This is a genomic window from Enterobacter cloacae complex sp. ECL411, assembly GCF_021869665.1.
Classification (GTDB): domain Bacteria; phylum Pseudomonadota; class Gammaproteobacteria; order Enterobacterales; family Enterobacteriaceae; genus Enterobacter; species Enterobacter intestinihominis.
On sequence record NZ_CP091486.1, the window covers coordinates 4244829 to 4266253 of the forward strand.

17 protein-coding genes, 1 tRNA gene and 3 rRNA genes are annotated in these 21425 nt (G+C 52.5%); 16 read left to right on the forward strand and 5 right to left on the reverse strand.

Going from position 1 to position 21425, the window contains the following annotated elements:
* Positions 1–15: 15 nt before the first annotated feature.
* The 13 genes from msrP to L3069_RS20385 all read left to right on the forward strand — a co-directional run bounded on the left by msrP (position 16) and on the right by L3069_RS20385 (position 11934).
* Positions 16–1017 (forward strand): protein-methionine-sulfoxide reductase catalytic subunit MsrP, encoded by a 1002-nt coding sequence (gene msrP / locus L3069_RS20325; protein WP_032626457.1) that lies wholly within the window; start codon positions 16–18, stop codon positions 1015–1017.
* Positions 1018–1617, forward strand: coding sequence for a protein-methionine-sulfoxide reductase heme-binding subunit MsrQ (msrQ, locus tag L3069_RS20330; RefSeq protein ID WP_038416810.1), 600 nt, complete (start codon positions 1018–1020; stop codon positions 1615–1617). It begins immediately after the preceding gene.
* A 234-nt stretch (positions 1618–1851) separates the two neighbouring features.
* Complete coding sequence (aroQ, locus tag L3069_RS20335; protein WP_022649568.1) at positions 1852–2304, forward strand: type II 3-dehydroquinate dehydratase; 453 nt, start codon at positions 1852–1854, stop codon at positions 2302–2304.
* Between the two features lie 21 nt (positions 2305–2325).
* Positions 2326–2787 carry an acetyl-CoA carboxylase biotin carboxyl carrier protein gene (gene accB, locus L3069_RS20340; RefSeq protein ID WP_010436174.1) on the forward strand — a complete coding sequence of 154 codons (462 nt, stop codon included), beginning with the start codon at positions 2326–2328 and terminating at the stop codon, positions 2785–2787.
* A gap of 10 nt (positions 2788–2797) precedes the next feature.
* On the forward strand, positions 2798–4147 hold the full coding sequence (gene accC / locus L3069_RS20345) for an acetyl-CoA carboxylase biotin carboxylase subunit (RefSeq protein ID WP_003860388.1): 1350 nt from the start codon (positions 2798–2800) through the stop codon (positions 4145–4147).
* Positions 4148–4255: 108 nt separating this feature from the next.
* Positions 4256–4498, forward strand: coding sequence for a YhdT family protein (locus tag L3069_RS20350; protein WP_022649569.1), 243 nt, complete (start codon positions 4256–4258; stop codon positions 4496–4498).
* Positions 4488–5939 carry a sodium/pantothenate symporter gene (panF, locus tag L3069_RS20355; protein WP_022649570.1) on the forward strand — a complete coding sequence of 484 codons (1452 nt, stop codon included), beginning with the start codon at positions 4488–4490 and terminating at the stop codon, positions 5937–5939. The genes L3069_RS20350 and panF overlap by 11 nt, the downstream gene beginning before the upstream one ends.
* A gap of 11 nt (positions 5940–5950) precedes the next feature.
* Positions 5951–6832, forward strand: a complete 882-nt coding sequence (gene prmA, locus L3069_RS20360) for a 50S ribosomal protein L11 methyltransferase (RefSeq protein ID WP_038416812.1) — start codon at positions 5951–5953, stop codon at positions 6830–6832.
* A gap of 137 nt (positions 6833–6969) precedes the next feature.
* Entirely contained in the window at positions 6970–7710 is a 741-nt protein-coding gene (locus tag L3069_RS20365; protein WP_038416814.1) for a carbonic anhydrase, read from the forward strand.
* Positions 7711–8039: 329 nt separating this feature from the next.
* On the forward strand, positions 8040–9005 hold the full coding sequence (gene dusB, locus L3069_RS20370; protein WP_006812176.1) for a tRNA dihydrouridine synthase DusB: 966 nt from the start codon (positions 8040–8042) through the stop codon (positions 9003–9005).
* 23 nt (positions 9006–9028) lie between these two features.
* Positions 9029–9325 (forward strand): DNA-binding transcriptional regulator Fis, encoded by a 297-nt coding sequence (fis, locus tag L3069_RS20375; RefSeq protein ID WP_000462905.1) that lies wholly within the window; start codon positions 9029–9031, stop codon positions 9323–9325.
* A gap of 178 nt (positions 9326–9503) precedes the next feature.
* Positions 9504–9668: a DUF2556 family protein gene (locus L3069_RS20380; protein ID WP_003860373.1), complete on the forward strand. Its 165-nt coding sequence runs from the start codon at positions 9504–9506 to the stop codon at positions 9666–9668.
* A 139-nt stretch (positions 9669–9807) separates the two neighbouring features.
* Positions 9808–11934 carry a bifunctional diguanylate cyclase/phosphodiesterase gene (locus L3069_RS20385; protein WP_051979835.1) on the forward strand — a complete coding sequence of 709 codons (2127 nt, stop codon included), beginning with the start codon at positions 9808–9810 and terminating at the stop codon, positions 11932–11934.
* Here L3069_RS20385 and envR read toward each other — a convergent pair.
* Positions 11887–12534 carry an acrEF/envCD operon transcriptional regulator gene (gene envR, locus L3069_RS20390; protein ID WP_022649574.1) on the reverse strand — a complete coding sequence of 216 codons (648 nt, stop codon included), beginning with the start codon at positions 12532–12534 and terminating at the stop codon, positions 11887–11889. The two genes, L3069_RS20385 and envR, sit on opposite strands and share 48 nt — an antisense overlap.
* Before the next feature lie 396 nt (positions 12535–12930).
* Between envR and L3069_RS20395 the strand changes: the two genes are divergently transcribed.
* From L3069_RS20395 to L3069_RS20405, 3 genes are all read left to right on the forward strand, one after another.
* Positions 12931–14070, forward strand: coding sequence for an efflux RND transporter periplasmic adaptor subunit (locus L3069_RS20395; RefSeq protein ID WP_038416815.1), 1140 nt, complete (start codon positions 12931–12933; stop codon positions 14068–14070).
* Positions 14071–14081: 11 nt separating this feature from the next.
* Positions 14082–17195, forward strand: a complete 3114-nt coding sequence (locus L3069_RS20400; RefSeq protein ID WP_063160752.1) for an efflux RND transporter permease subunit — start codon at positions 14082–14084, stop codon at positions 17193–17195.
* A 247-nt stretch (positions 17196–17442) separates the two neighbouring features.
* On the forward strand, positions 17443–17664 hold the full coding sequence (locus tag L3069_RS20405; protein WP_003860364.1) for a lipoprotein: 222 nt from the start codon (positions 17443–17445) through the stop codon (positions 17662–17664).
* 348 nt (positions 17665–18012) lie between these two features.
* Here L3069_RS20405 and rrf (L3069_RS20410) read toward each other — a convergent pair.
* From rrf (L3069_RS20410) to L3069_RS20425, 4 genes are all read right to left on the reverse strand, one after another.
* Positions 18013–18128: ribosomal RNA gene (gene rrf / locus L3069_RS20410) — 5S ribosomal RNA — on the reverse strand.
* Between the two features lie 43 nt (positions 18129–18171).
* Positions 18172–18247 (reverse strand) — tRNA-Thr (locus L3069_RS20415).
* 14 nt (positions 18248–18261) lie between these two features.
* Positions 18262–18377: ribosomal RNA gene (gene rrf / locus L3069_RS20420) — 5S ribosomal RNA — on the reverse strand.
* A 71-nt stretch (positions 18378–18448) separates the two neighbouring features.
* A 23S ribosomal RNA gene (locus L3069_RS20425) occupies positions 18449–21354 on the reverse strand.
* Positions 21355–21425: the final 71 nt, after the last annotated feature.

Sequence of the window (21425 nt, forward strand, 5' to 3'; positions counted from 1 at the left end):
CTGACGGAGGATGCCATGAAAACCCGAAAACTGACGGAAGCAGACGTAACGTCCGAGTCTGTCTTTATGCTACAGCGTCGCCAGATCCTGAAAATGCTTGGCATCAGCGCCACTGCCCTGACGCTCACCCCTGCGGCCCACGCCGATCTGCTCGACTGGTTTAAGGGCAACGACCGCCCGAAAGCCCCCTCTGGCGCACCGCTTAACTTCACGAAACCGGCGCAGTGGCAGAATAAACTGACGTTGACGCCGGAAGATAAAGTCACCGGCTATAACAACTTCTATGAGTTTGGGCTCGATAAGGCCGATCCTGCCGCCAACGCCGGGAGCATGAAAACCGATCCCTGGACGCTGAAGATTGATGGCGAAGTGGCAAAGCCGCTGACGCTGGATCATCATGACCTCACCACCCGCTTCCCACTTGAAGAACGCATTTACCGTATGCGCTGTGTGGAAGCCTGGTCGATGGTGGTGCCGTGGGTAGGTTTCCCTTTGCATAAACTGCTGGCGCTGGTTGAGCCCACCAGCAACGCGAAGTATGTTTCCTTCCAGACGCGCTATGCCCCGGACGAGATGCCAGGCCAGAAGGATCGGTTTATCGGCGGCGGGCTGGAGTATCCCTACGTTGAAGGTTTACGTCTCGACGAAGCCATGCATCCGCTTACGCTGCTCACCGTCGGGGTTTACGGCAAAGCGCTGCCGCCGCAAAACGGGGCGCCCATTCGCCTGACCGTACCGTGGAAATACGGTTTCAAGGGCATCAAATCGATCGTCAGCATTAAGCTCACCCGTGAACGCCCACCCACCACCTGGAACCTCGCAGCGCCAGATGAGTATGGTTTTTTTGCCAACGTTAACCCGCACGTTGATCATCCACGCTGGTCGCAAGCGACGGAACGTTTTATCGGTTCCGGCGGCGCGCTGGATGTTAAACGCCAGCCAACGCTGCTGTTTAACGGCTATGCAGATGAGGTGGCATCCCTCTATCGTGGGCTGAATTTACGGGAGAACTTCTAAGTGCGTTTAACGGCAAAGCAGATAACCTGGCTGAAGGTACTCCTGCATTTAGCCGGATTGCTCCCCTTTATCTGGCTCTTTTGGGCAGCCAGCCAGGGACAGTTCAGTGCCGATCCGGCTAAAGATATTCAGCATTTTACGGGTCGGATGGCTCTGAAATTTTTGCTGGCGACCTTGCTCGTCTCACCGCTTGCGCGCTACGCTAAACAGCCATTGCTAATACGTACCCGTCGGCTTTTGGGGCTATGGTGTTTTGCCTGGGCGACGCTGCATCTCACCAGTTACGCCCTGCTGGAACTGGGCATTAACAACCTGGCACTCCTTGGCAGCGAACTGGTTACGCGTCCTTATCTGACGCTGGGTATCGTAAGCTGGCTGGTTTTACTGGCGCTGACGCTGACATCCACGCAGTACGCGCAGCGAAAAATGGGACGGCGCTGGCAACTGCTGCACAACTTCGTCTATCTTGTCGCGATCCTTGCGCCCATCCATTACCTGTGGTCGGTGAAGATATTATCTCCTCAGCCGGTCATCTACACCCTGCTGGCATTGGCCCTTTTAGCATGGCGTTACAAGAAGTTCCGCCAGTGGGTACGATAGTCCACGAAACTGTGCGTTTTCCCGCAGATTATTTATCAGCCGCGAATCTTTTTCGGATAGCGGTTGATAATCTTCCCTGATAAGACCAGTATTTAGCTGCCAAATGCTACGAAATCGTTATAATGTGCGACTTCGGTTTTCCGGACAGGGGTTTTTGGCCTCTGAAAGGGTGACAATTGCGTGTTGACGGTATATGTTGTTTTTTACCCGAAAATCGCAGGAGATAGCGGCACAATGGCTGACAAATTCCAAATTTTAGTATTGAACGGACCGAACCTGAACATGCTCGGCACCCGTGAGCCAGAGAAGTACGGCACGCTGACATTGAGCGAAATTGTTAACCGTCTGGGTACGGAAGCAGCCTCGCTGAATGTGGATTTGGACCATTTTCAGTCAAACGCGGAGTACGCAATCATCGACCGTATTCATCAGGCTAAAGACACTGTGGACTATATCCTGATCAATCCGGCCGCGTTTACGCACACCAGTGTTGCTATACGCGACGCACTGCTCGCGGTGAGTATCCCGTTTATCGAGATCCATCTGAGTAACGTGCACGCCCGAGAGCCGTTCCGCCACCATTCCTACTTGTCAGATATCGCCGCTGGCGTGATATGTGGGCTGGGTGCAGACGGCTATTCATACGCTTTACAGACAGCGGTAAAACGCTTGTCACAATCACACTAAACAAGAGTACGGAACCCACTCATGGATATTCGTAAGATTAAAAAACTGATCGAGCTGGTTGAAGAATCAGGCATCTCCGAACTGGAAATTTCTGAAGGCGAAGAGTCTGTACGCATCAGCCGTGCAGCCCCAGCCGCTAGCTTCCCGGTAATGCAGCAAGCTTATGCTGCGCCAGTGCAGCAGCCTGCGCTCTCCGCAGCCGTTGCACCAGCAGCAGAAGCCGCACCTGCAGCAGCTGCAGAAATCAGTGGTCACATCGTACGTTCCCCAATGGTTGGTACTTTCTACCGCACCCCGAGCCCGGACGCGAAAGCGTTCATCGAAGTGGGTCAGAAAGTCAACGTAGGCGATACCCTGTGCATCGTTGAAGCCATGAAAATGATGAACCAGATCGAAGCAGACAAATCAGGTACTGTGAAAGCGATTCTGGTCGAAAGTGGTCAGCCGGTAGAATTTGACGAGCCGCTGGTCGTCATCGAGTAACGAGGCGAACATGCTGGATAAAATTGTTATCGCCAACCGTGGCGAGATTGCACTGCGTATTCTTCGTGCCTGTAAAGAACTGGGCATCAAGACCGTGGCCGTGCACTCAAGCGCGGATCGCGATTTAAAACACGTATTGCTGGCGGATGAGACGGTCTGTATCGGTCCGGCTCCGTCCGTAAAAAGCTATCTGAACATCCCGGCGATCATCAGCGCCGCCGAAATCACTGGCGCGGTCGCGATTCACCCGGGTTATGGTTTCCTCTCTGAGAACGCCAACTTTGCTGAGCAGGTTGAACGCTCTGGCTTTATCTTCATTGGCCCGAAAGCCGACACCATTCGCCTGATGGGTGACAAAGTGTCTGCCATCACCGCGATGAAAAAAGCCGGCGTGCCAACCGTACCGGGCTCTGACGGCCCGCTGACCGACGATATGGATGCTAACCGCGCCCATGCTAAACGCATTGGCTACCCGGTTATCATCAAGGCGTCTGGCGGCGGCGGCGGTCGCGGTATGCGCGTTGTACGCAGCGATGCTGAACTGGCGCAGTCTATCTCCATGACCAAAGCGGAAGCGAAAGCGGCTTTCAGCAATGACATGGTGTACATGGAAAAATACCTGGAAAACCCACGCCACATCGAAATTCAGGTGCTGGCTGACGGTCAGGGCAACGCGATCTATCTGGCTGAACGTGACTGCTCCATGCAGCGTCGTCACCAGAAAGTCGTCGAAGAAGCGCCAGCGCCGGGCATTACGCCGGAACTGCGTCGCTACATCGGTGAGCGTTGCGCCAAAGCGTGTGTCGATATCGGCTATCGCGGGGCGGGTACCTTTGAGTTCCTGTTCGAAAACGGCGAGTTCTACTTCATTGAGATGAACACCCGTATTCAGGTTGAACATCCGGTTACCGAAATGATCACCGGCGTTGACCTGATCAAAGAACAGCTGCGTATCGCAGCCGGTCAGCCGCTGTCCATCAAACAGGAAGAAGTTGTGGTTAAAGGCCATGCGGTAGAGTGCCGTATCAACGCCGAAGACCCGAACACCTTCCTGCCAAGCCCGGGTAAAATCACGCGTTTCCACGCGCCGGGTGGCTTTGGTGTGCGCTGGGAGTCCCATATTTACGCCGGTTACACCGTACCGCCGTACTATGACTCAATGATCGGTAAGCTGATCTGCTACGGCGAAAACCGTGACGTGGCCATTGCCCGCATGAAGAACGCCCTTCAGGAGCTGATCATCGACGGGATCAAAACCAACGTAGATCTCCAGATGCGCATCATGAGCGACGAGCACTTCCAGAATGGTGGTACTAACATCCACTACCTGGAGAAAAAACTTGGTCTGAACGAGAAGTAAGAGACCAGTGTTGCTAAAAGGCCGGATTATCCGGCCTTTTTTATTTCTGGGGATCGCAAAGCCCCATCATGTACAATCCCCGCTTTCTTCATCCACAAGGGACAAAAAATGGACAAACGTTTTGTTCAGGCCCATAAAGAAGCGCGCTGGGCGCTGTGGCTGACCCTTCTCTATCTCGCTGCATGGTTAGTAACTGCTTACTTACCTGATTCAGCGATTGGCATTACCGGCCTCCCGCACTGGTTTGAAATGGCCTGCCTGCTGCTGCCGCTGGTGTTTATTGTGCTGTGCTGGGCGATGGTGAAATTCATCTATCGCGATATCTCCCTGGAGGACGATGATGCAGCTTGAAGTCATTCTGCCGCTTGTCGCTTACCTGTTCCTGGTGTTTGGCCTGTCGGTTTATGCGATGCGTAAACGTTCGACCGGCACCTTTCTGAACGAGTATTTCCTCGGGAGCCGCTCAATGGGTGGCGTCGTGCTGGCCATGACGCTGACCGCTACTTACATCAGCGCCAGCTCGTTTATCGGTGGCCCGGGCGCCGCTTATAAGTACGGACTGGGCTGGGTACTGCTGGCCATGATCCAGCTGCCTGCCATCTGGCTCTCTCTGGGCATACTGGGTAAAAAGTTTGCCATTCTGGCCCGTCGCTACAATGCCGTGACGCTGAACGATATGCTGTTTGCCCGCTATCAGAGTCGCTTGCTGGTATGGCTGGCAAGCCTGAGTCTGCTGGTGGCGTTTATTGGTGCGATGACGGTGCAGTTTATCGGCGGCGCACGTCTGCTGGAAACGGCAGCCGGGATCCCCTACGAGACGGGTCTGGTCATTTTCGGTGTGAGTATCGCGCTGTACACCGCGTTTGGCGGGTTCCGTGCCAGCGTTCTGAACGACACGATGCAGGGAATGGTGATGCTTATTGGCACTCTCGTTCTGCTGGTGGGTATCGTGCATGCCGCAGGGGGCCTGAGCCATGCGGTTGAAACCCTGGAAGCGATCGATCCGAAACTGGTCTCGCCGCAGGGGGCGGATGACATCCTCTCTCCAACCTTTATGACCTCGTTCTGGGTGCTGGTGTGCTTTGGCGTGATTGGCCTGCCGCATACCGCCGTGCGCTGCATCTCATATAAAGACAGCAAAGCGGTACACCGCGGGATTATTATCGGGACAATTGTGGTGGCAATCCTGATGTTTGGTATGCACCTGGCGGGCGCGCTGGGACGCGCGGTGATCCCTGACCTTACCGTACCGGATCTGGTCATTCCAACCCTGATGGTGAAAGTACTTCCGCCGTTTGCCGCCGGAATTTTCCTCGCCGCACCCATGGCGGCCATTATGTCGACCATCAACGCTCAGTTGCTGCAAAGTTCCGCTACGATCATTAAAGATCTCTATCTGAATTTGCGCCCTGAACAGGTCGAAAATGAGCGACGCCTCAAGCGCATGTCGGCGGTGATTACCCTGGTGCTGGGGGCGTTGCTGCTGCTGGCCGCGTGGCGTCCACCGGAGATGATCATCTGGTTGAACCTGCTCGCCTTTGGCGGGCTGGAAGCCGTTTTCCTGTGGCCGCTGGTGCTGGGGCTGTACTGGGAACGCGCGAATGCCGCGGGTGCATTAAGCGGCATGATTGTCGGGGGCGTCCTGTATGCCGTTCTCGCCACGTTGAAAATTCAGTATCTTGGCTTTCACCCGATCGTGCCTTCGTTACTGTTAAGTTTACTGGCGTTTGTGGTGGGTAACCGTTTTGGCCGTCCCGTTCCACCCGCCACCCTGATTTCTACTGATAAATAAAGAGTTTTGCCATGCCGTGGATCCAATTGAAACTGAACACAACCGGCGCGAACGCCGAAGAACTGAGTGATGCGCTGATGGAGGCCGGTTCGGTCTCTATCACGTTCCAGGACACGCATGACACGCCGGTCTTTGAGCCGCTACCAGGCGAAACGCGCCTGTGGGGTGATACGGACGTTATCGGCCTGTTCGATGCAGAAACCGACATGAAAGAGGTCGTGGCGATTCTGGAAAACCATCCGCTGCTGGGCGCGGGTTTCGCGCATAAAATCGAACAGCTGGAAGACAAAGACTGGGAACGCGAGTGGATGGACAACTTCCATCCGATGCAGTTTGGTCAGCGTCTGTGGATCTGCCCAAGCTGGCGCGACGTTCCCGATGAAAATGCGGTCAACGTAATGCTGGATCCGGGTCTGGCGTTCGGCACCGGTACCCACCCGACAACCTCCCTGTGCCTGCAATGGCTGGATGGCCTGGATCTGGAAGGCAAAACCGTGATCGACTTCGGTTGCGGATCCGGGATCCTCGCTATCGCGGCGCTGAAACTGGGCGCGGCAAAAGCCATCGGGATCGACATCGATCCGCAGGCGATTCAGGCCAGCCGTGATAACGCCGAGCGTAATGGCGTTTCCGATCGCCTTGAACTGTATCTGCCCGATGCACAGCCAGAGGCCATGAAAGCCGATGTGGTGGTCGCGAATATCCTGGCTGGCCCGTTACGCGAGCTGGCGCCGTTAATCAGCGTGCTGCCGGTTGAAGGCGGTCTGCTGGGCCTGTCCGGTATCCTTGCCAGCCAGGCAGCCAGCGTCTGTGAAGCCTACGCCGATCTCTTTGCGCTCGACCCGGTTGTCGAGAAAGAAGAGTGGTGTCGCATCACCGGTCGTAAAAAATAAGCCTTTGGCGTGGTCGTCTGACCACGCCTTTTCCCTTCGGTTTTTTCTCCCCCCTTCATCCTTTCTTCGATAAAATAACCTCACAAATCATAATGTTAATCATTGATTTGGATAATAAAATTCACAGGAAGAATACGATGAAACACATTTCAGGCAAGGCAGCGCTGCTGGCGCTGAGCATGATTTCGGCTACGGCTTACGCATCACACTGGAGCTATCAGGGAGAAGGCGCACCGGAACACTGGGGCGAACTGGACGAGGCGTACAAGACGTGTAAAAGCGGAATGTATCAGTCGCCGGTCAACATAGACAACACGGTCAAAGCCCACATCTCTCCGCTGGAAACGCACTATATCGACGGCCCGGTCATTCTGACAAACAACGGCCATACTATCCAGGCGAGTGAAAATGCCGATACACGCGACAGCATCACGCTTGATAAACAGCGCTGGACGTTACAGCAGTTCCATTTCCATGCACCATCCGAAAACACGGTGCACGGTAAAAAATACGCAATGGAAATGCATCTGGTCCATAAAAACGCTGACGGCGAACTGACGGTCGTTGCCGTTATGTTCGATCAGGGCGCGGCAAACACTGAGCTGGATAAACTCTGGGGCGTGATGCCAGGACAGGTTGACCAGAACGTTACAATTAAGCCAACCCTCGATATGAATAAATTACTGCCTGCGGATAAAACCTACTGGCGTTTTAGCGGCTCCCTGACCACGCCACCGTGCTCAGAAGGGGTGACATGGTTGGTGCTCAAGCATCCGCTGACCGTCTCTGCTGAACAGCTGCAAAAATTCACTCACACTATGCACCACGAAAACAGCCGCCCGGTTCAGCCGCTTCATGGCCGTCTGGTTGTTGAATAAGCCGATTTTTTGCGCTGATATCCTGTGCTGAAATGCGACGCAGATCGCAAAGAAGCGCCATAATCTGCTGCATATCGCAGCAGATTATCCCGGCCAATTGATTCATTTATTCAGAAATGATGAGAAGTTACGGGAAATTGTAAGCGCCCACAAAATGTTCATTTCTTCATAACACAATGATTTAAATAGCGAATAATCTTATCCGAAAAGAATGACTGGCGATTCCTTGATCTACAACAGAGGATTGTTCAAAGTTTGGCCTTTCATCTCGTGCAAAAAATGCGTAATATACGCCGCCTTGCAGTCACAGTATGGTCATTTCTTAACTCATGCGCATCGGACACCACCAGCTTAGAAATCGCCTGATCGCAGCCCCAATGGCAGGTATTACCGACCGGCCGTTCAGGACGCTGTGCTACGAGATGGGAGCAGGATTAACCGTTTCCGAGATGATGTCGTCTAACCCGCAGGTTTGGGAAAGCGACAAGTCCCGCCTTCGGATGGTGCACGTGGATGAGCCAGGTATCCGCACCGTGCAAATTGCCGGAAGCGTGCCTGAAGAGATGGCAGATGCCGCGCGTATTAACGTGGAAAGTGGCGCCCAGATTATTGATATCAATATGGGTTGCCCGGCCAAAAAGGTGAATCGCAAGCTTGCAGGTTCAGCCCTTCTGCAATACCCCGACCAGGTGAAGTCAATCCTGACGGCGGTTGTCAGCGCAGTGGACGTTCCTGTTACGTTGAAGATTCGCACGGGTTGGTCGCCGGAACACCGTAACTGTGTAGAGATTGCCCAACTGGCCGAAGACTGTGGCATTCAGGCCCTGACCATTCATGGACGCACTCGCGCCTGTTTGTTCAACGGTGAAGCTGAATACGACAGCATTCGGGCAGTTAAGCAGAAAGTTTCCATTCCGATTATCGCGAATGGCGACATAACTGACCCGCTTAAAGCCAGAGCTGTGCTCGACTATACGGGAGCTGATGCTCTGATGATAGGACGTGCCGCTCAGGGAAGACCCTGGATCTTTCGGGAAATCCAGCATTATCTGGACACTGGGGAGCTGCTTGCCCCGCTGCCTCTGGCAGAGGTTAAGCGCTTGCTTTGTTCGCATGTTCGGGAACTGCATGACCACTACGGCCAGGCAAAAGGGTACCGAATTGCGCGTAAACACGTATCCTGGTATCTCCAGGAGCACGCTCCAAATGACCAGTTTCGGCGCACATTCAACGCCATTGAGGATGCCAGCGAACAGCTGGAGGCGTTGGAGGCATACTTCGAAAATCTTGCGTAATGAAATAAAGAGCTGACAGAACTATGTTCGAACAACGCGTAAATTCTGACGTACTGACCGTTTCTACCGTTAACTCTCAGGATCAGGTGACTCAAAAGCCCCTGCGTGACTCGGTTAAACAGGCACTGAAGAACTATTTTGCTCAACTGAACGGTCAGGATGTTAATGACCTGTATGAGCTGGTACTGGCTGAAGTTGAACAGCCACTGTTGGACATGGTGATGCAATACACCCGTGGTAATCAAACCCGCGCTGCCCTGATGATGGGCATCAACCGTGGTACCCTGCGTAAGAAATTGAAAAAATACGGCATGAACTGATACTAATCAGTTAAATGCTTGTTTAAAAAGGCGCTCTTCGGCATGGGGAAGCGCCTTTTTTATTGCCCGGATGGGTGACCGTCAACGCTTTGTAAACCTTCTCCTTCCCCACTTTTCAACGCCCGCTTTTCGTGTATATTTCCACCACCTTACAGGCTCTCTTTTCGCGGAATGACACATGATTCGTAAATACTGGTGGCTGGTCGTTTTTGCTGTCTCTGTTTTCATTTTCGATGCGCTGCTGATGCAGTGGATTGAACTGATGAGCACCGAAACCGATAAATGTCGCAATATGAATTCCGTGAACCCGCTAAAACTGGTCAACTGCTCAGAGCTGGACTAGCCTCTTCCATCCTGTACCCCTCTGTTATCACCCAATAAAAACAGGGGCTTAAATCACTTTTCGTCATTTCCTGACGATGATAATGTCTGTGCCCTTTTCAACCGCTCTTGCTTAACGTCTCACAACGAGTGAACAGACCATGCTGGTTAGCCAATACAACCAAATCCTCGTCGTCATCTCCTTTATTGTCGCCATTCTTGCCGCCTATACCGCGCTGAATATGGCTGCGCGCGTTGCCGGAAGCCAGGGCGTCGCTGCACGCGTCTGGCTGGCAGGTGGCGGTGTTTCGATGGGGATTGGCGTGTGGGCGATGCATTTCATCGGTATGCTGGCGATGGATCTTTCCATGAGCATGAGTTACAACGCGACCCTGACCGTGCTTTCGATGATTATCGCCATCAGCTCGTCAATGTTCGCCCTGTGGCTCGTTAGCGGCGAGCAGCTACATTTGCGCCGACTGCTGCCTGGCGCCGTCGTGATGGGTGCAGGCATAGTTACCATGCACTACACCGGTATGGCTGCCCTGGAGGTCACTCCGGGTATTGTCTGGGATAAAACGTGGATGGCTATCTCTGTGGGCATAGCCCTTGCCGCTTCACTGGCCGCTCTTTGGCTGACGTTCCGTTTACGTCAGGAAGCTGCACGAATGGCGTTGATGCGTCTGGGGGCGGCGATCACCATGGGCATCGCTATCGCTGGCATGCATTACGCCGGCATGGAAGCAGCACAATTTCCAATGTCGACGATGGTCCACCATCATGGCATTAACGGGAGCTGGCTGGCGATACTGGTTAGCGTGGTCGCGCTCGCTATTCTGGGGATTACGCTGCTGGTATCGATGTTCGATGCCCGCCTTCAGGCTCGTACCTCGCTGCTGGCCTCATCACTGGCAGAAGCTAACCGTGAACTCGCTCAGCTGGCGTTGCATGATACGCTGACGCGCTTACCCAATCGTATTCTGCTTGAGGATCGCCTCGATCAGGCCATCAGCAAGGCCGATCGCGAAGGAAGCCCTTTCGCGCTGATGTTTATGGATCTTGATGGCTTTAAAACCGTCAACGATGCCTATGGTCATGATGTCGGTGACAATCTTCTGGTTGCGGTGACTCAGCGTTTGCTGTTGCAGTTGAAAGGTCAGTACACGCTGGCGCGTATCGGTGGGGATGAATTCGTCCTGCTGGCCGAAACCACTACCCCGGATGATGCTGCCTCACTGGCAAATTCACTGGTACGCGTCATTGATAGCCCGTTCCATCTCGATCCTTACGAACTGATGGTCACCCTGAGCATTGGCATTGCGCTCTATCCACACGATGGCAAAACCGATCGTGAACTGATGTTTAACGCTGATGCTGCGATGTACCACACGAAACATATGGGTCGCAACGGTTATCACTTCTTTCAGCCGTCAATGAATACGCTGGCGCAGACGCATCTTCAGCTGATGAATGATCTGTGGCAGGCCATCGACCGTAATGAGTTACGTCTGCTTTATCAACCTAAATTCCACGCCCCTGCCGGGCCGGTCATCGGATTCGAAGCGCTGTTACGCTGGCAGCATCCCAAACAGGGATTACTGCCCCCCGACCTGTTTCTACCGCTTGCAGAGAAAACCGGGCTGATTATTCCAATTGGAAACTGGGTAATCGACGAGGCCTGCCGCCAGCTGCGAGAATGGCACCTTCAGGGCCACACGGACTGGTCAATGGCGGTGAATCTTTCTACGTTGCAGTTCGAACAGCCGTCGCTGGTTAAAACGGTTCTCGATTGTCTGACGCGCCATAGCGTACCGCCCGGCATGTTGATCCTGGAGGTGACCGAAACCACGGCGATGAGCAATCCGGACGAAAGCGTTCGTGTCCTGACAGCGCTGACGGATGCGGGCGTAAAAGCCTCGATAGACGATTTTGGTACAGGTTATTCAAGCCTTCTTTATCTTAAGCGACTCCCTGCCTGCGAGTTGAAAATCGATCGTGCTTTTGTAAAAGAGTTAAGTGGAGAGAGTGAAGATGCGACGATCGTCTCGGCGATTATCGCCCTGGCAAAAACGCTGAATCTGAAGGTCGTGGCAGAAGGGGTCGAAACCGCAGCGCAGCAGACCTTTCTGACAGAACTGGGATGCAATACGCTACAGGGTTATCTGCTGGGCAAACCGATTACCGCGCAGGCTATTATGGAACAGTGCCAGCACGGGGAGATGTCTCCATCCCGTATGCAATCAAGAGGCTGTATCGTAGAACACTGGCGCCACTCGAGTGATATTTAGTGTCGCAAGAATATTATCCACCAGCGCCGGCGCCTGTTTGTACAGATTAAAACTGTTGCTATCCATTAACCAGTTTTTAATGACTCCGCTAAAAAATGCGTGGAAAACAATCAGCGCCAGTTCAATATTAGTTTGGGAAGAAATAATGCTACGCGCAACGCATTGTCTCAACGTCCTGCGAAGATAAGTATCGTTTAAACCGATCCGCTTGCGTATTTCACATTCTGAAATCACATCGTCATGAAATTCACACTTATGATACAGAATTTGTAAAAGAGCATACTGACGTGGCTCGCTCGCAATATATTGCAGCGCGACAATAAACTGTTCACGAAGCATTAACAAAGGGTCATCTTTTTCAGAAAGTATTAACCTGTCACGAATCATTTCACGCAGCGGCAATTGCTGTTCCCAGATGGCGTTAAATATTTCCGCTTTACTCGAAAAATGCCAGTAAACCGCCCCGCGAGTAAGTTGAGCAGCATCGGCGATGTCGGTAAGCGTGGTATTAGCCACGCCACGTGTCGCGAATAGCCCGATAGCGGCTTCAATCAGCTGCTGCCGGGTCTTTTGAGCCTCTTCTTTCTTTTTACGCGCCATAGCCTGCTACTCATTACTTATACGGTTGATACGACATCAAACGTTATTAAAGGGTCGTGTAAGTCAAAGTATTCACCATAACCCGTTTTAGTTTTGCACAAAAAAAGTCAATTCATTTAATTTATAATTCATACGAATAAATTGAGCGAATCAAATTCATTAAATAAATAGTTTGTATTTACTCATAAGTATTCCGTTGATTATCCTGACAGAAGCCGGATTTCGAATACACTGGTTCAGAATCTGATTTTGCTTTTTATTGCCTCCATCAGCACTTATAAATTAAAAAACCTTGAATACCCTCATTATTATACGCAGCTACATTTCTTTTTTTGCCTCACACCCTTTCACCGACTTATGGCATATATCGGTTCAAGGGTAGTTTAAGGAACAGTAATGACGAATCACTTCAGACGCTTACCCTTATCCGGTTTCATTGTCTGTGCTGCACTGCTCGCCGGGTGCGATGGGCAAGAAAACCCACAGCAGCATGGGCAAGCTCCTCAGGTCAGTGTTCATATTGTCAAAAGCGCGCCACTGGCCGTAACGACGGAATTGCCAGGCAGAACTGACGCTTATCGTGTGGCGGAGGTTCGTCCCCAGGTAAGTGGTATCATTCTGCACCGTAATTTTACCGAAGGCAGCGACGTCAAAGCGGGTGAATCACTTTATCAGATCGATCCGGCCACCTATCAGGCAGCCTACGACAATGCGAAAGGTGAACTGGTAAAAGCGCAGGCGGCGGCAAACATAGCCCATCTGACGGTAAAACGTTACCTTCCGCTGGTCGGTACGCAATATGTGAGCAAGCAGGAGTATGATCAGGCGGTGGCAACCGCCCAGCAGGCGGATGCAAGCGTCGTTGCCGCGAAAGCTGGCGTTGAAAACGCGCGGATCAATCTTGCTTATACGAAAGTCACATCGCCAATCAACGGGCGCATTGGCAAATCCAGCGTCACTGAAGGGGCGTTAGTCACTAATGGTCAGTCAAACGCACTGGCGACAGTTCAGCAGCTCGATCCCATTTATGTCGATGTAACGCAATCCAGCAGCGATTTTATGCGTCTGAAGCAGCAGACGAGCCTGCAAAAGGGAGACACCAGCAGCGTTGAGTTGCTGATGGAAAATGGCCAGCCTTATCCGCTGAAAGGAACGCTCCAGTTCTCTGATGTCACGGTAGATGAAAGTACCGGCTCAATCACCCTTCGCGCTCTCTTCCCTAACCCTCAGCATATGCTGTTACCGGGTATGTTTGTCCGTGCACGCATTGACGAAGGCACACAGCCTGATGCCATCCTTGTTCCCCAGCAGGGGGTAACCCGTACACCTCGCGGTGATGCAACCGTGCTTGTGGTAAACGATAAAAACCAGGTGGAATCTCGCACTGTCGTTGCACCGCAGGCGATTGGCGATCGGTGGTTGATCACGGAAGGTCTGAAAAATGGCGACCGCGTCATTATCAGCGGCCTGCAAAAAGTTCGCCCTGGCGTCACCGCCGTGGCTATTCCTGATACCGCCGCGACTCCAGCCAGTTAAGGGATAACGAGATGGCTAATTTCTTTATTCAACGGCCTGTTTTCGCCTGGGTGCTCTCCATCATTCTGATGATTGCGGGCGGGCTGGCCATTTTAAAACTGCCGGTGGCGCAATATCCAACCATTGCGCCGCCAGCAGTTGCGGTGACAGCGACCTACCCTGGCGCTGATGCCCAGACGGTCCAGGATACCGTGACGCAGGTTATCGAACAGAACATGAACGGAATCGACAATCTGATGTACATGTCGTCCACCAGTGATTCTGCCGGTAACGTCACCATCACCCTGACGTTCGAGTCGGGTACGGATCCTGATATCGCGCAGGTGCAGGTTCAGAACAAACTCCAGCTCGCTATGCCGCTGCTACCGCAAGAAGTACAGCAACAGGGGATCGGCGTGGAAAAATCCAGCAGCAGCTTCCTGCTGGTCGCGGGATTTGTGTCGGATAATAAAAACCTCACTCAGGATGATATCTCCGACTATGTCGCTTCTAACGTAAAAGATGCGATCAGCCGTACTTCCGGCGTCGGTGATGTGCAGCTGTTCGGTGCGCAGTATGCAATGCGCATCTGGCTTGACAGCAACGCGATGAATAAATATCAGCTCACGCCGTTGGATGTCATTAACCAACTGAAAACGCAGAACGACCAGATTGCTGCGGGCCAGTTGGGAGGAACGCCGTCCGTACCAGGGCAGCAACTGAACGCCTCAATTATTGCTCAAACGCGCCTGAAATCGCCGGAGGAGTTTGGCCGTGTGACGCTGAAGGTTAACCAGGACGGTTCAATGGTCCGCCTGAAAGATGTGGCCCGCATTGAGCTGGGTGGCGAAAACTACAACATGGTCACCAAAATCAATGGCCAGGCAGCAACGGGGCTCGGGATCAAGCTGGCGACTGGCGCAAACGCGCTGGATACCGCTGCCGCCATTAAGAGTAAACTGGCGCAGTTGCAGCCCTTCTTCCCTCAGGGCCTGAAAGTCGTTTATCCGTACGACACCACACCTTTCGTGAAGATCTCAATCCATGAAGTGGTGAAGACGCTGTTTGAAGCGATCGTTCTCGTGTTCCTGGTGATGTACTTGTTCCTGCAAAACCTGCGGGCAACCCTTATTCCGACTATTGCCGTGCCCGTGGTGCTACTGGGTACCTTTGCGGTACTGGCTGCGTTTGGTTTCTCCATTAACACCCTGACGATGTTCGGGATGGTATTGGCGATAGGTTTGCTCGTCGATGATGCCATCGTGGTGGTTGAGAACGTAGAACGCGTCATGGTTGAGGACAAGCTGCCGCCAAAAGAGGCGACCCAGAAGTCGATGGAGCAAATCCAGGGCGCTCTGGTGGGCATTGCCATGGTGCTTTCAGCGGTGTTTATTCCGATGGCATTTTTTGGAGGTTCAACCGGGGCTATCTATCGCCAGTTCTCGCTGACCATTGTCTCCGCGATGGCCTTATCGGTGCTGGTGGCGTTGATATTAACGCCTGCTTTATGTGCAACGCTGCTCAAACCGGTTTCCAGCGACCATCATGAAAAGAAAGGTGGATTCTTCGGCTGGTTTAACGCGCTTTTTGATAAGAGCGTGGAGCACTACAGCAACAGCGTGAGCGGCATTTTACGTAAGACCGGACGCTATCTGCTGGTTTACGTCATCATCGTCGGCGGCATGGCAGTACTGTTCCTGCGCCTGCCTTCCTCCTTCCTGCCGGAAGAGGATCAGGGGGTGTTTATGACGATGGTTCAGCTGCCGGCAGGGGCGACGCAGATGCGTACCCAGCAGGTACTCGATCAGGTTCAGGACTATTATCTGACGAAAGAGAAAGCGAACGTTGAATCGGTCTTTACCGTAAACGGATTTAGCTTTAGCGGGCAGGGGCAGAACTCCGGTATCGCTTTCGTCAGCCTGAAGCCATGGGAAGAACGCCCGGGCAAGGAAAACGGCGTTGAGGCGATTGTCAGCCGCGCAACGAAAGCGTTTAGCCAGATCAAAGATGGTCTTGTATTTCCGTTTAACCTCCCTGCCATTATTGAACTGGGTACCGCAACAGGCTTTGACTTTGAACTGATTGACCAGGCAAACCTGGGACATACGCAGCTCACGCAGGCACGTAACCAACTGCTTGGCATGGTAAGGGAACATCCTGACTTACTGGTCCGCGTGCGTCCTAACGGACTGGAAGATACGCCACAGTACAAACTGGATGTCGACCAGGAGAAGGCCCAGGCGCTGGGTGTGAGCATATCTGATGTCAATCAGACCATCTCAACAGCATTGGGTGGCACTTATGTGAACGACTTTATCGATCATGGACGCGTGAAAAAAGTTTATGTCCAGGCTGATGCTCGCTTCCGTATGTTACCAGGAGATATTAACGACCTGTATGTGCGTAGTGCTAACGGCGAAATGGTGCCTTTCTCTGCCTTTAGCAGCTCTCACTGGGTGTACGGCTCACCTCGTCTGGAACGTTACAATGGGATGCCATCAATGGAGATCCTCGGTGAGTCTGCGCCAGGCAAAAGTACCGGTGAGGCAATGGAGATGATGGAAAGCCTTGCGTCGAAACTGCCTTCCGGAATTGGCTACGACTGGACGGGGATGTCTTATCAGGAACGTCTTTCCGGAAATCAGGCTCCAGCACTGTATGCCATTTCACTGATTGTGGTGTTCCTGTGTCTGGCGGCTCTCTATGAAAGCTGGTCAATTCCATTCTCGGTCATGCTGGTTGTGCCCCTGGGGGTGATCGGCGCGCTTCTGGCTGCATCAATACGTGGGCTGAACAATGACGTTTACTTCCAGGTTGGTCTGCTTACGACAATTGGTTTATCAGCCAAAAACGCCATACTGATCGTTGAGTTCGCCAAGGATCTTATGGATAAAGAAGGCAAAGGGATTATTGAAGCCACGCTGGAAGCCTCACGTATGCGTCTGCGCCCTATCCTGATGACCTCTCTGGCATTTATCCTTGGTGTTATGCCTCTGGTCATCAGTAGTGGCGCAGGTAGTGGGGCACAAAACGCTGTCGGGACGGGCGTGATGGGCGGGATGCTGTCAGCCACTCTGCTGGCCATTTTCTTTGTTCCTGTTTTCTTCGTTGTTGTCCGGAGACGGTTTACAAAGCATAAGGATTAATGAAAATCATAAAGGCACCTCTGGTGCCTTTTTTATTTCCTGTCAGCATTCTAATAAAAAGACATCTCTTCACATTTCCTCCATAAATAATCAACGCCCCTCTTTTTTCTCCATGATTTTTACAATCCACACAATTTGAGATTATTCCCCGTGCTGTATGGTATTAGTGCGGTGGTAAAATAATCATCAATTCGTAAATTGCCGCATCGGCTCTTAAGCGAATAAGCGATCATATTGAGGTAACATCATGAAAAGATTCCTTTCCGTTGCACTCCTCGCTGCGCTGCTTGCGGGTTGCGCGCACGACTCTCCCTGTGTACCGGTATACGACGATCAGGGGCGACTGGTTCACACCAATACCTGTATGAAGGGGACTACCCAGGATAACTGGGAAACAGCAGGTGCGATTGCCGGTGGTGCCGCAGCAATAGCTGGCCTGACTCTCGGTATTGTCGCCCTGACTAAATAATACTTTTAAAAGCGCGGCCATCGCCGCGCTTTTATTTTATCTAATCAAAGGGATGTATATTTCCCCTCTCAGATATCATCAGATAATTTTTAGATTCAGTATCCTGTTTTTTTTATAGCCCTATTTCCTTACCTATACAACCTCCGTCTGAATCACTGAATTGATTTAACGCTGCTGCGAGTAAGCATTATGCATTCCGTGAATTCATTTATAGCTGGGTTAAGACGCTTTAATACGTCAAGTAAAGTATTAACGGCACTCGTTGGAATATCTGATAAGGAAATTGGTTTAGCTGAGGGCATAACGCAAAAAGGCCATCCTTTCGGATGGCCTTTCTACTTGTTTGATGTCTGGCAGTTCCCTACTCTCACATGGGGAGACCCCACACTACCATCGGCGCTACGGCGTTTCACTTCTGAGTTCGGCATGGGGTCAGGTGGGACCACCGCGCTAAAGCCGCCAGACAAATTCTTTTACTTCTTGCCGAACTTTAACCTAAGTATAAAGTGGTGCTGATACCCAGAGTCGAACTGGGGACCTCACCCTTACCAAGGGTGCGCTCTACCAACTGAGCCATATCAGCACGCTAAATTTGATGCCTGGCAGTTCCCTACTCTCACATGGGGAGACCCCACACTACCATCGGCGCTACGGCGTTTCACTTCTGAGTTCGGCATGGGGTCAGGTGGGACCACCTCGCTAAAGCCGCCAGGCAAATTCTGTTAATCTGTATCAGGCTGAAAATCGTGTCTGTCTCTCTTCGCCAAAACAGCTTCGGCGTTGTAAGGTTAAGCCTCACGGTTCATTAGTATCGGTTAGCTCAACGCATCGCTGCGCTTACACACCCGACCTATCAACGTCGTCGTCTTCAACGTTCCTTCAGGAGACTCAAGGTCTCAGGGAGAACTCATCTCGGGGCAAGTTTCGTGCTTAGATGCTTTCAGCACTTATCTCTTCCGCATTTAGCTACCGGGCAGTGCCATTGGCATGACAACCCGAACACCAGTGATGCGTCCACTCCGGTCCTCTCGTACTAGGAGCAGCCCCCCTCAATTCTCCAGCGCCCACGGCAGATAGGGACCGAACTGTCTCACGACGTTCTAAACCCAGCTCGCGTACCACTTTAAATGGCGAACAGCCATACCCTTGGGACCTACTTCAGCCCCAGGATGTGATGAGCCGACATCGAGGTGCCAAACACCGCCGTCGATATGAACTCTTGGGCGGTATCAGCCTGTTATCCCCGGAGTACCTTTTATCCGTTGAGCGATGGCCCTTCCATTCAGAACCACCGGATCACTATGACCTGCTTTCGCACCTGCTCGCGCCGTCACGCTCGCAGTCAAGCTGGCTTATGCCATTGCACTAACCTCCTGATGTCCGACCAGGATTAGCCAACCTTCGTGCTCCTCCGTTACTCTTTGGGAGGAGACCGCCCCAGTCAAACTACCCACCAGACACTGTCCGCAACCCGGATTACGGGTCTACGTTAGAACACCAGCCATTAAAGGGTGGTATTTCAAGGTTGGCTCCACGCAGACTGGCGTCCACGCTTCAAAGCCTCCCACCTATCCTACACATCAAGGACCAGTGTTCAGTGTCAAGCTATAGTAAAGGTTCACGGGGTCTTTCCGTCTTGCCGCGGGTACACTGCATCTTCACAGCGAGTTCAATTTCACTGAGTCTCGGGTGGAGACAGCCTGGCCATCATTACGCCATTCGTGCAGGTCGGAACTTACCCGACAAGGAATTTCGCTACCTTAGGACCGTTATAGTTACGGCCGCCGTTTACCGGGGCTTCGATCAAGAGCTTCGCGTTGCCGCTAACCCCATCAATTAACCTTCCGGCACCGGGCAGGCGTCACACCGTATACGTCCACTTTCGTGTTTGCACAGTGCTGTGTTTTTAATAAACAGTTGCAGCCAGCTGGTATCTTCGACTGATTTCAGCTCCGCCCGCAGGGGCTTCACCTACATATCAGCGTGCCTTCTCCCGAAGTTACGGCACCATTTTGCCTAGTTCCTTCACCCGAGTTCTCTCAAGCGCCTTGGTATTCTCTACCTGACCACCTGTGTCGGTTTGGGGTACGATTTCGTGTTACCTGATGCTTAGAGGCTTTTCCTGGAAGCAGGGCATTTATCACTTCAGCACCGTAGTGCCTCGTCATCACACCTCAGCGTTAATAAGGTACCGGATTTACCTGGAACCTCCGCCTACATGCTTAAACCGGGACAACCGTCGCCCGGCTGACATAGCCTTCTCCGTCCCCCCTTCGCAGTAACACCAAGTACAGGAATATTAACCTGTTTCCCATCGACTACGCCTTTCGGCCTCGCCTTAGGGGTCGACTCACCCTGCCCCGATTAACGTTGGACAGGAACCCTTGGTCTTCCGGCGAGCGGGCTTTTCACCCGCTTTATCGTTACTTATGTCAGCATTCGCACTTCTGATACCTCCAGCACCCCTCACAGGACACCTTCAACGGCTTACAGAACGCTCCCCTACCCAACAACGCCTAAGCGTCGCTGCCGCAGCTTCGGTGCATGGTTTAGCCCCGTTACATCTTCCGCGCAGGCCGACTCGACCAGTGAGCTATTACGCTTTCTTTAAATGATGGCTGCTTCTAAGCCAACATCCTGGCTGTCTGTGCCTTCCCACATCGTTTCCCACTTAACCATGACTTTGGGACCTTAGCTGGCGGTCTGGGTTGTTTCCCTCTTCACGACGGACGTTAGCACCCGCCGTGTGTCTCCCGTGATAACATTCTTCGGTATTCGTAGTTTGCATCGGGTTGGTAAGCCGGGATGGCCCCCTAGCCGAAACAGTGCTCTACCCCCGAAGATGAGTTCACGAGGCGCTACCTAAATAGCTTTCGGGGAGAACCAGCTATCTCCCGGTTTGATTGGCCTTTCACCCCCAGCCACAGGTCATCCGCTAATTTTTCAACATTAGTCGGTTCGGTCCTCCAGTTAGTGTTACCCAACCTTCAACCTGCCCATGGCTAGATCACCGGGTTTCGGGTCTATACCCTGCAACTTAACGCCCAGTTAAGACTCGGTTTCCCTTCGGCTCCCCTATACGGTTAACCTTGCTACAGAATATAAGTCGCTGACCCATTATACAAAAGGTACGCAGTCACCCCATAAAGAGGCTCCCACTGCTTGTACGTACACGGTTTCAGGTTCTTTTTCACTCCCCTCGCCGGGGTTCTTTTCGCCTTTCCCTCACGGTACTGGTTCACTATCGGTCAGTCAGGAGTATTTAGCCTTGGAGGATGGTCCCCCCATATTCAGACAGGATACCACGTGTCCCGCCCTACTCTTCGAGTTCACAGCAAGTGTGCTTTCGTGTACGGGACTATCACCCTGTACCGTCGGACTTTCCAGACCGTTCCACTAACACACAAGCTGATTCAGACTCCGGGCTGCTCCCCGTTCGCTCGCCGCTACTGGGGGAATCTCGGTTGATTTCTTTTCCTCGGGGTACTTAGATGTTTCAGTTCCCCCGGTTCGCCTCGTTAACCTATGTATTCAGTTAACGATAGTGCAACGGATTGCACTGGGTTTCCCCATTCGGACATCGCCGGGTCAAAGGTTCATATCACCTCGCCGGCGCTTTTCGCAGATTAGCACGTCCTTCATCGCCTCTGACTGCCAGGGCATCCACCGTGTACGCTTAGTCGCTTAACCTCACAACCCGAAGATGTTTCACTTCTGATTGCGAAAATTTGAGAGACTCGAACACACCATTAAAGATGTGT

Coding starts and splice junctions, on each gene's coding strand:
- L3069_RS20365 (WP_038416814.1), top strand. CDS start 6,970: ATGAAACACATTTCAGGCAAGGCAGCGCTGCTGGCGCTGAGCATGATT.
- accB (WP_010436174.1), top strand. CDS start 2,326: ATGGATATTCGTAAGATTAAAAAACTGATCGAGCTGGTTGAAGAATCA.
- msrP (WP_032626457.1), top strand. CDS start 16: ATGAAAACCCGAAAACTGACGGAAGCAGACGTAACGTCCGAGTCTGTC.
- L3069_RS20395 (WP_038416815.1), top strand. CDS start 12,931: ATGACGAATCACTTCAGACGCTTACCCTTATCCGGTTTCATTGTCTGT.
- L3069_RS20385 (WP_051979835.1), top strand. CDS start 9,808: ATGCTGGTTAGCCAATACAACCAAATCCTCGTCGTCATCTCCTTTATT.
- L3069_RS20380 (WP_003860373.1), top strand. CDS start 9,504: ATGATTCGTAAATACTGGTGGCTGGTCGTTTTTGCTGTCTCTGTTTTC.
- accC (WP_003860388.1), top strand. CDS start 2,798: ATGCTGGATAAAATTGTTATCGCCAACCGTGGCGAGATTGCACTGCGT.
- fis (WP_000462905.1), top strand. CDS start 9,029: ATGTTCGAACAACGCGTAAATTCTGACGTACTGACCGTTTCTACCGTT.
- panF (WP_022649570.1), top strand. CDS start 4,488: ATGCAGCTTGAAGTCATTCTGCCGCTTGTCGCTTACCTGTTCCTGGTG.
- L3069_RS20400 (WP_063160752.1), top strand. CDS start 14,082: ATGGCTAATTTCTTTATTCAACGGCCTGTTTTCGCCTGGGTGCTCTCC.
- dusB (WP_006812176.1), top strand. CDS start 8,040: ATGCGCATCGGACACCACCAGCTTAGAAATCGCCTGATCGCAGCCCCA.
- L3069_RS20405 (WP_003860364.1), top strand. CDS start 17,443: ATGAAAAGATTCCTTTCCGTTGCACTCCTCGCTGCGCTGCTTGCGGGT.
- envR (WP_022649574.1), bottom strand. CDS start 12,534: ATGGCGCGTAAAAAGAAAGAAGAGGCTCAAAAGACCCGGCAGCAGCTG.
- aroQ (WP_022649568.1), top strand. CDS start 1,852: ATGGCTGACAAATTCCAAATTTTAGTATTGAACGGACCGAACCTGAAC.
- prmA (WP_038416812.1), top strand. CDS start 5,951: ATGCCGTGGATCCAATTGAAACTGAACACAACCGGCGCGAACGCCGAA.
- L3069_RS20350 (WP_022649569.1), top strand. CDS start 4,256: ATGGACAAACGTTTTGTTCAGGCCCATAAAGAAGCGCGCTGGGCGCTG.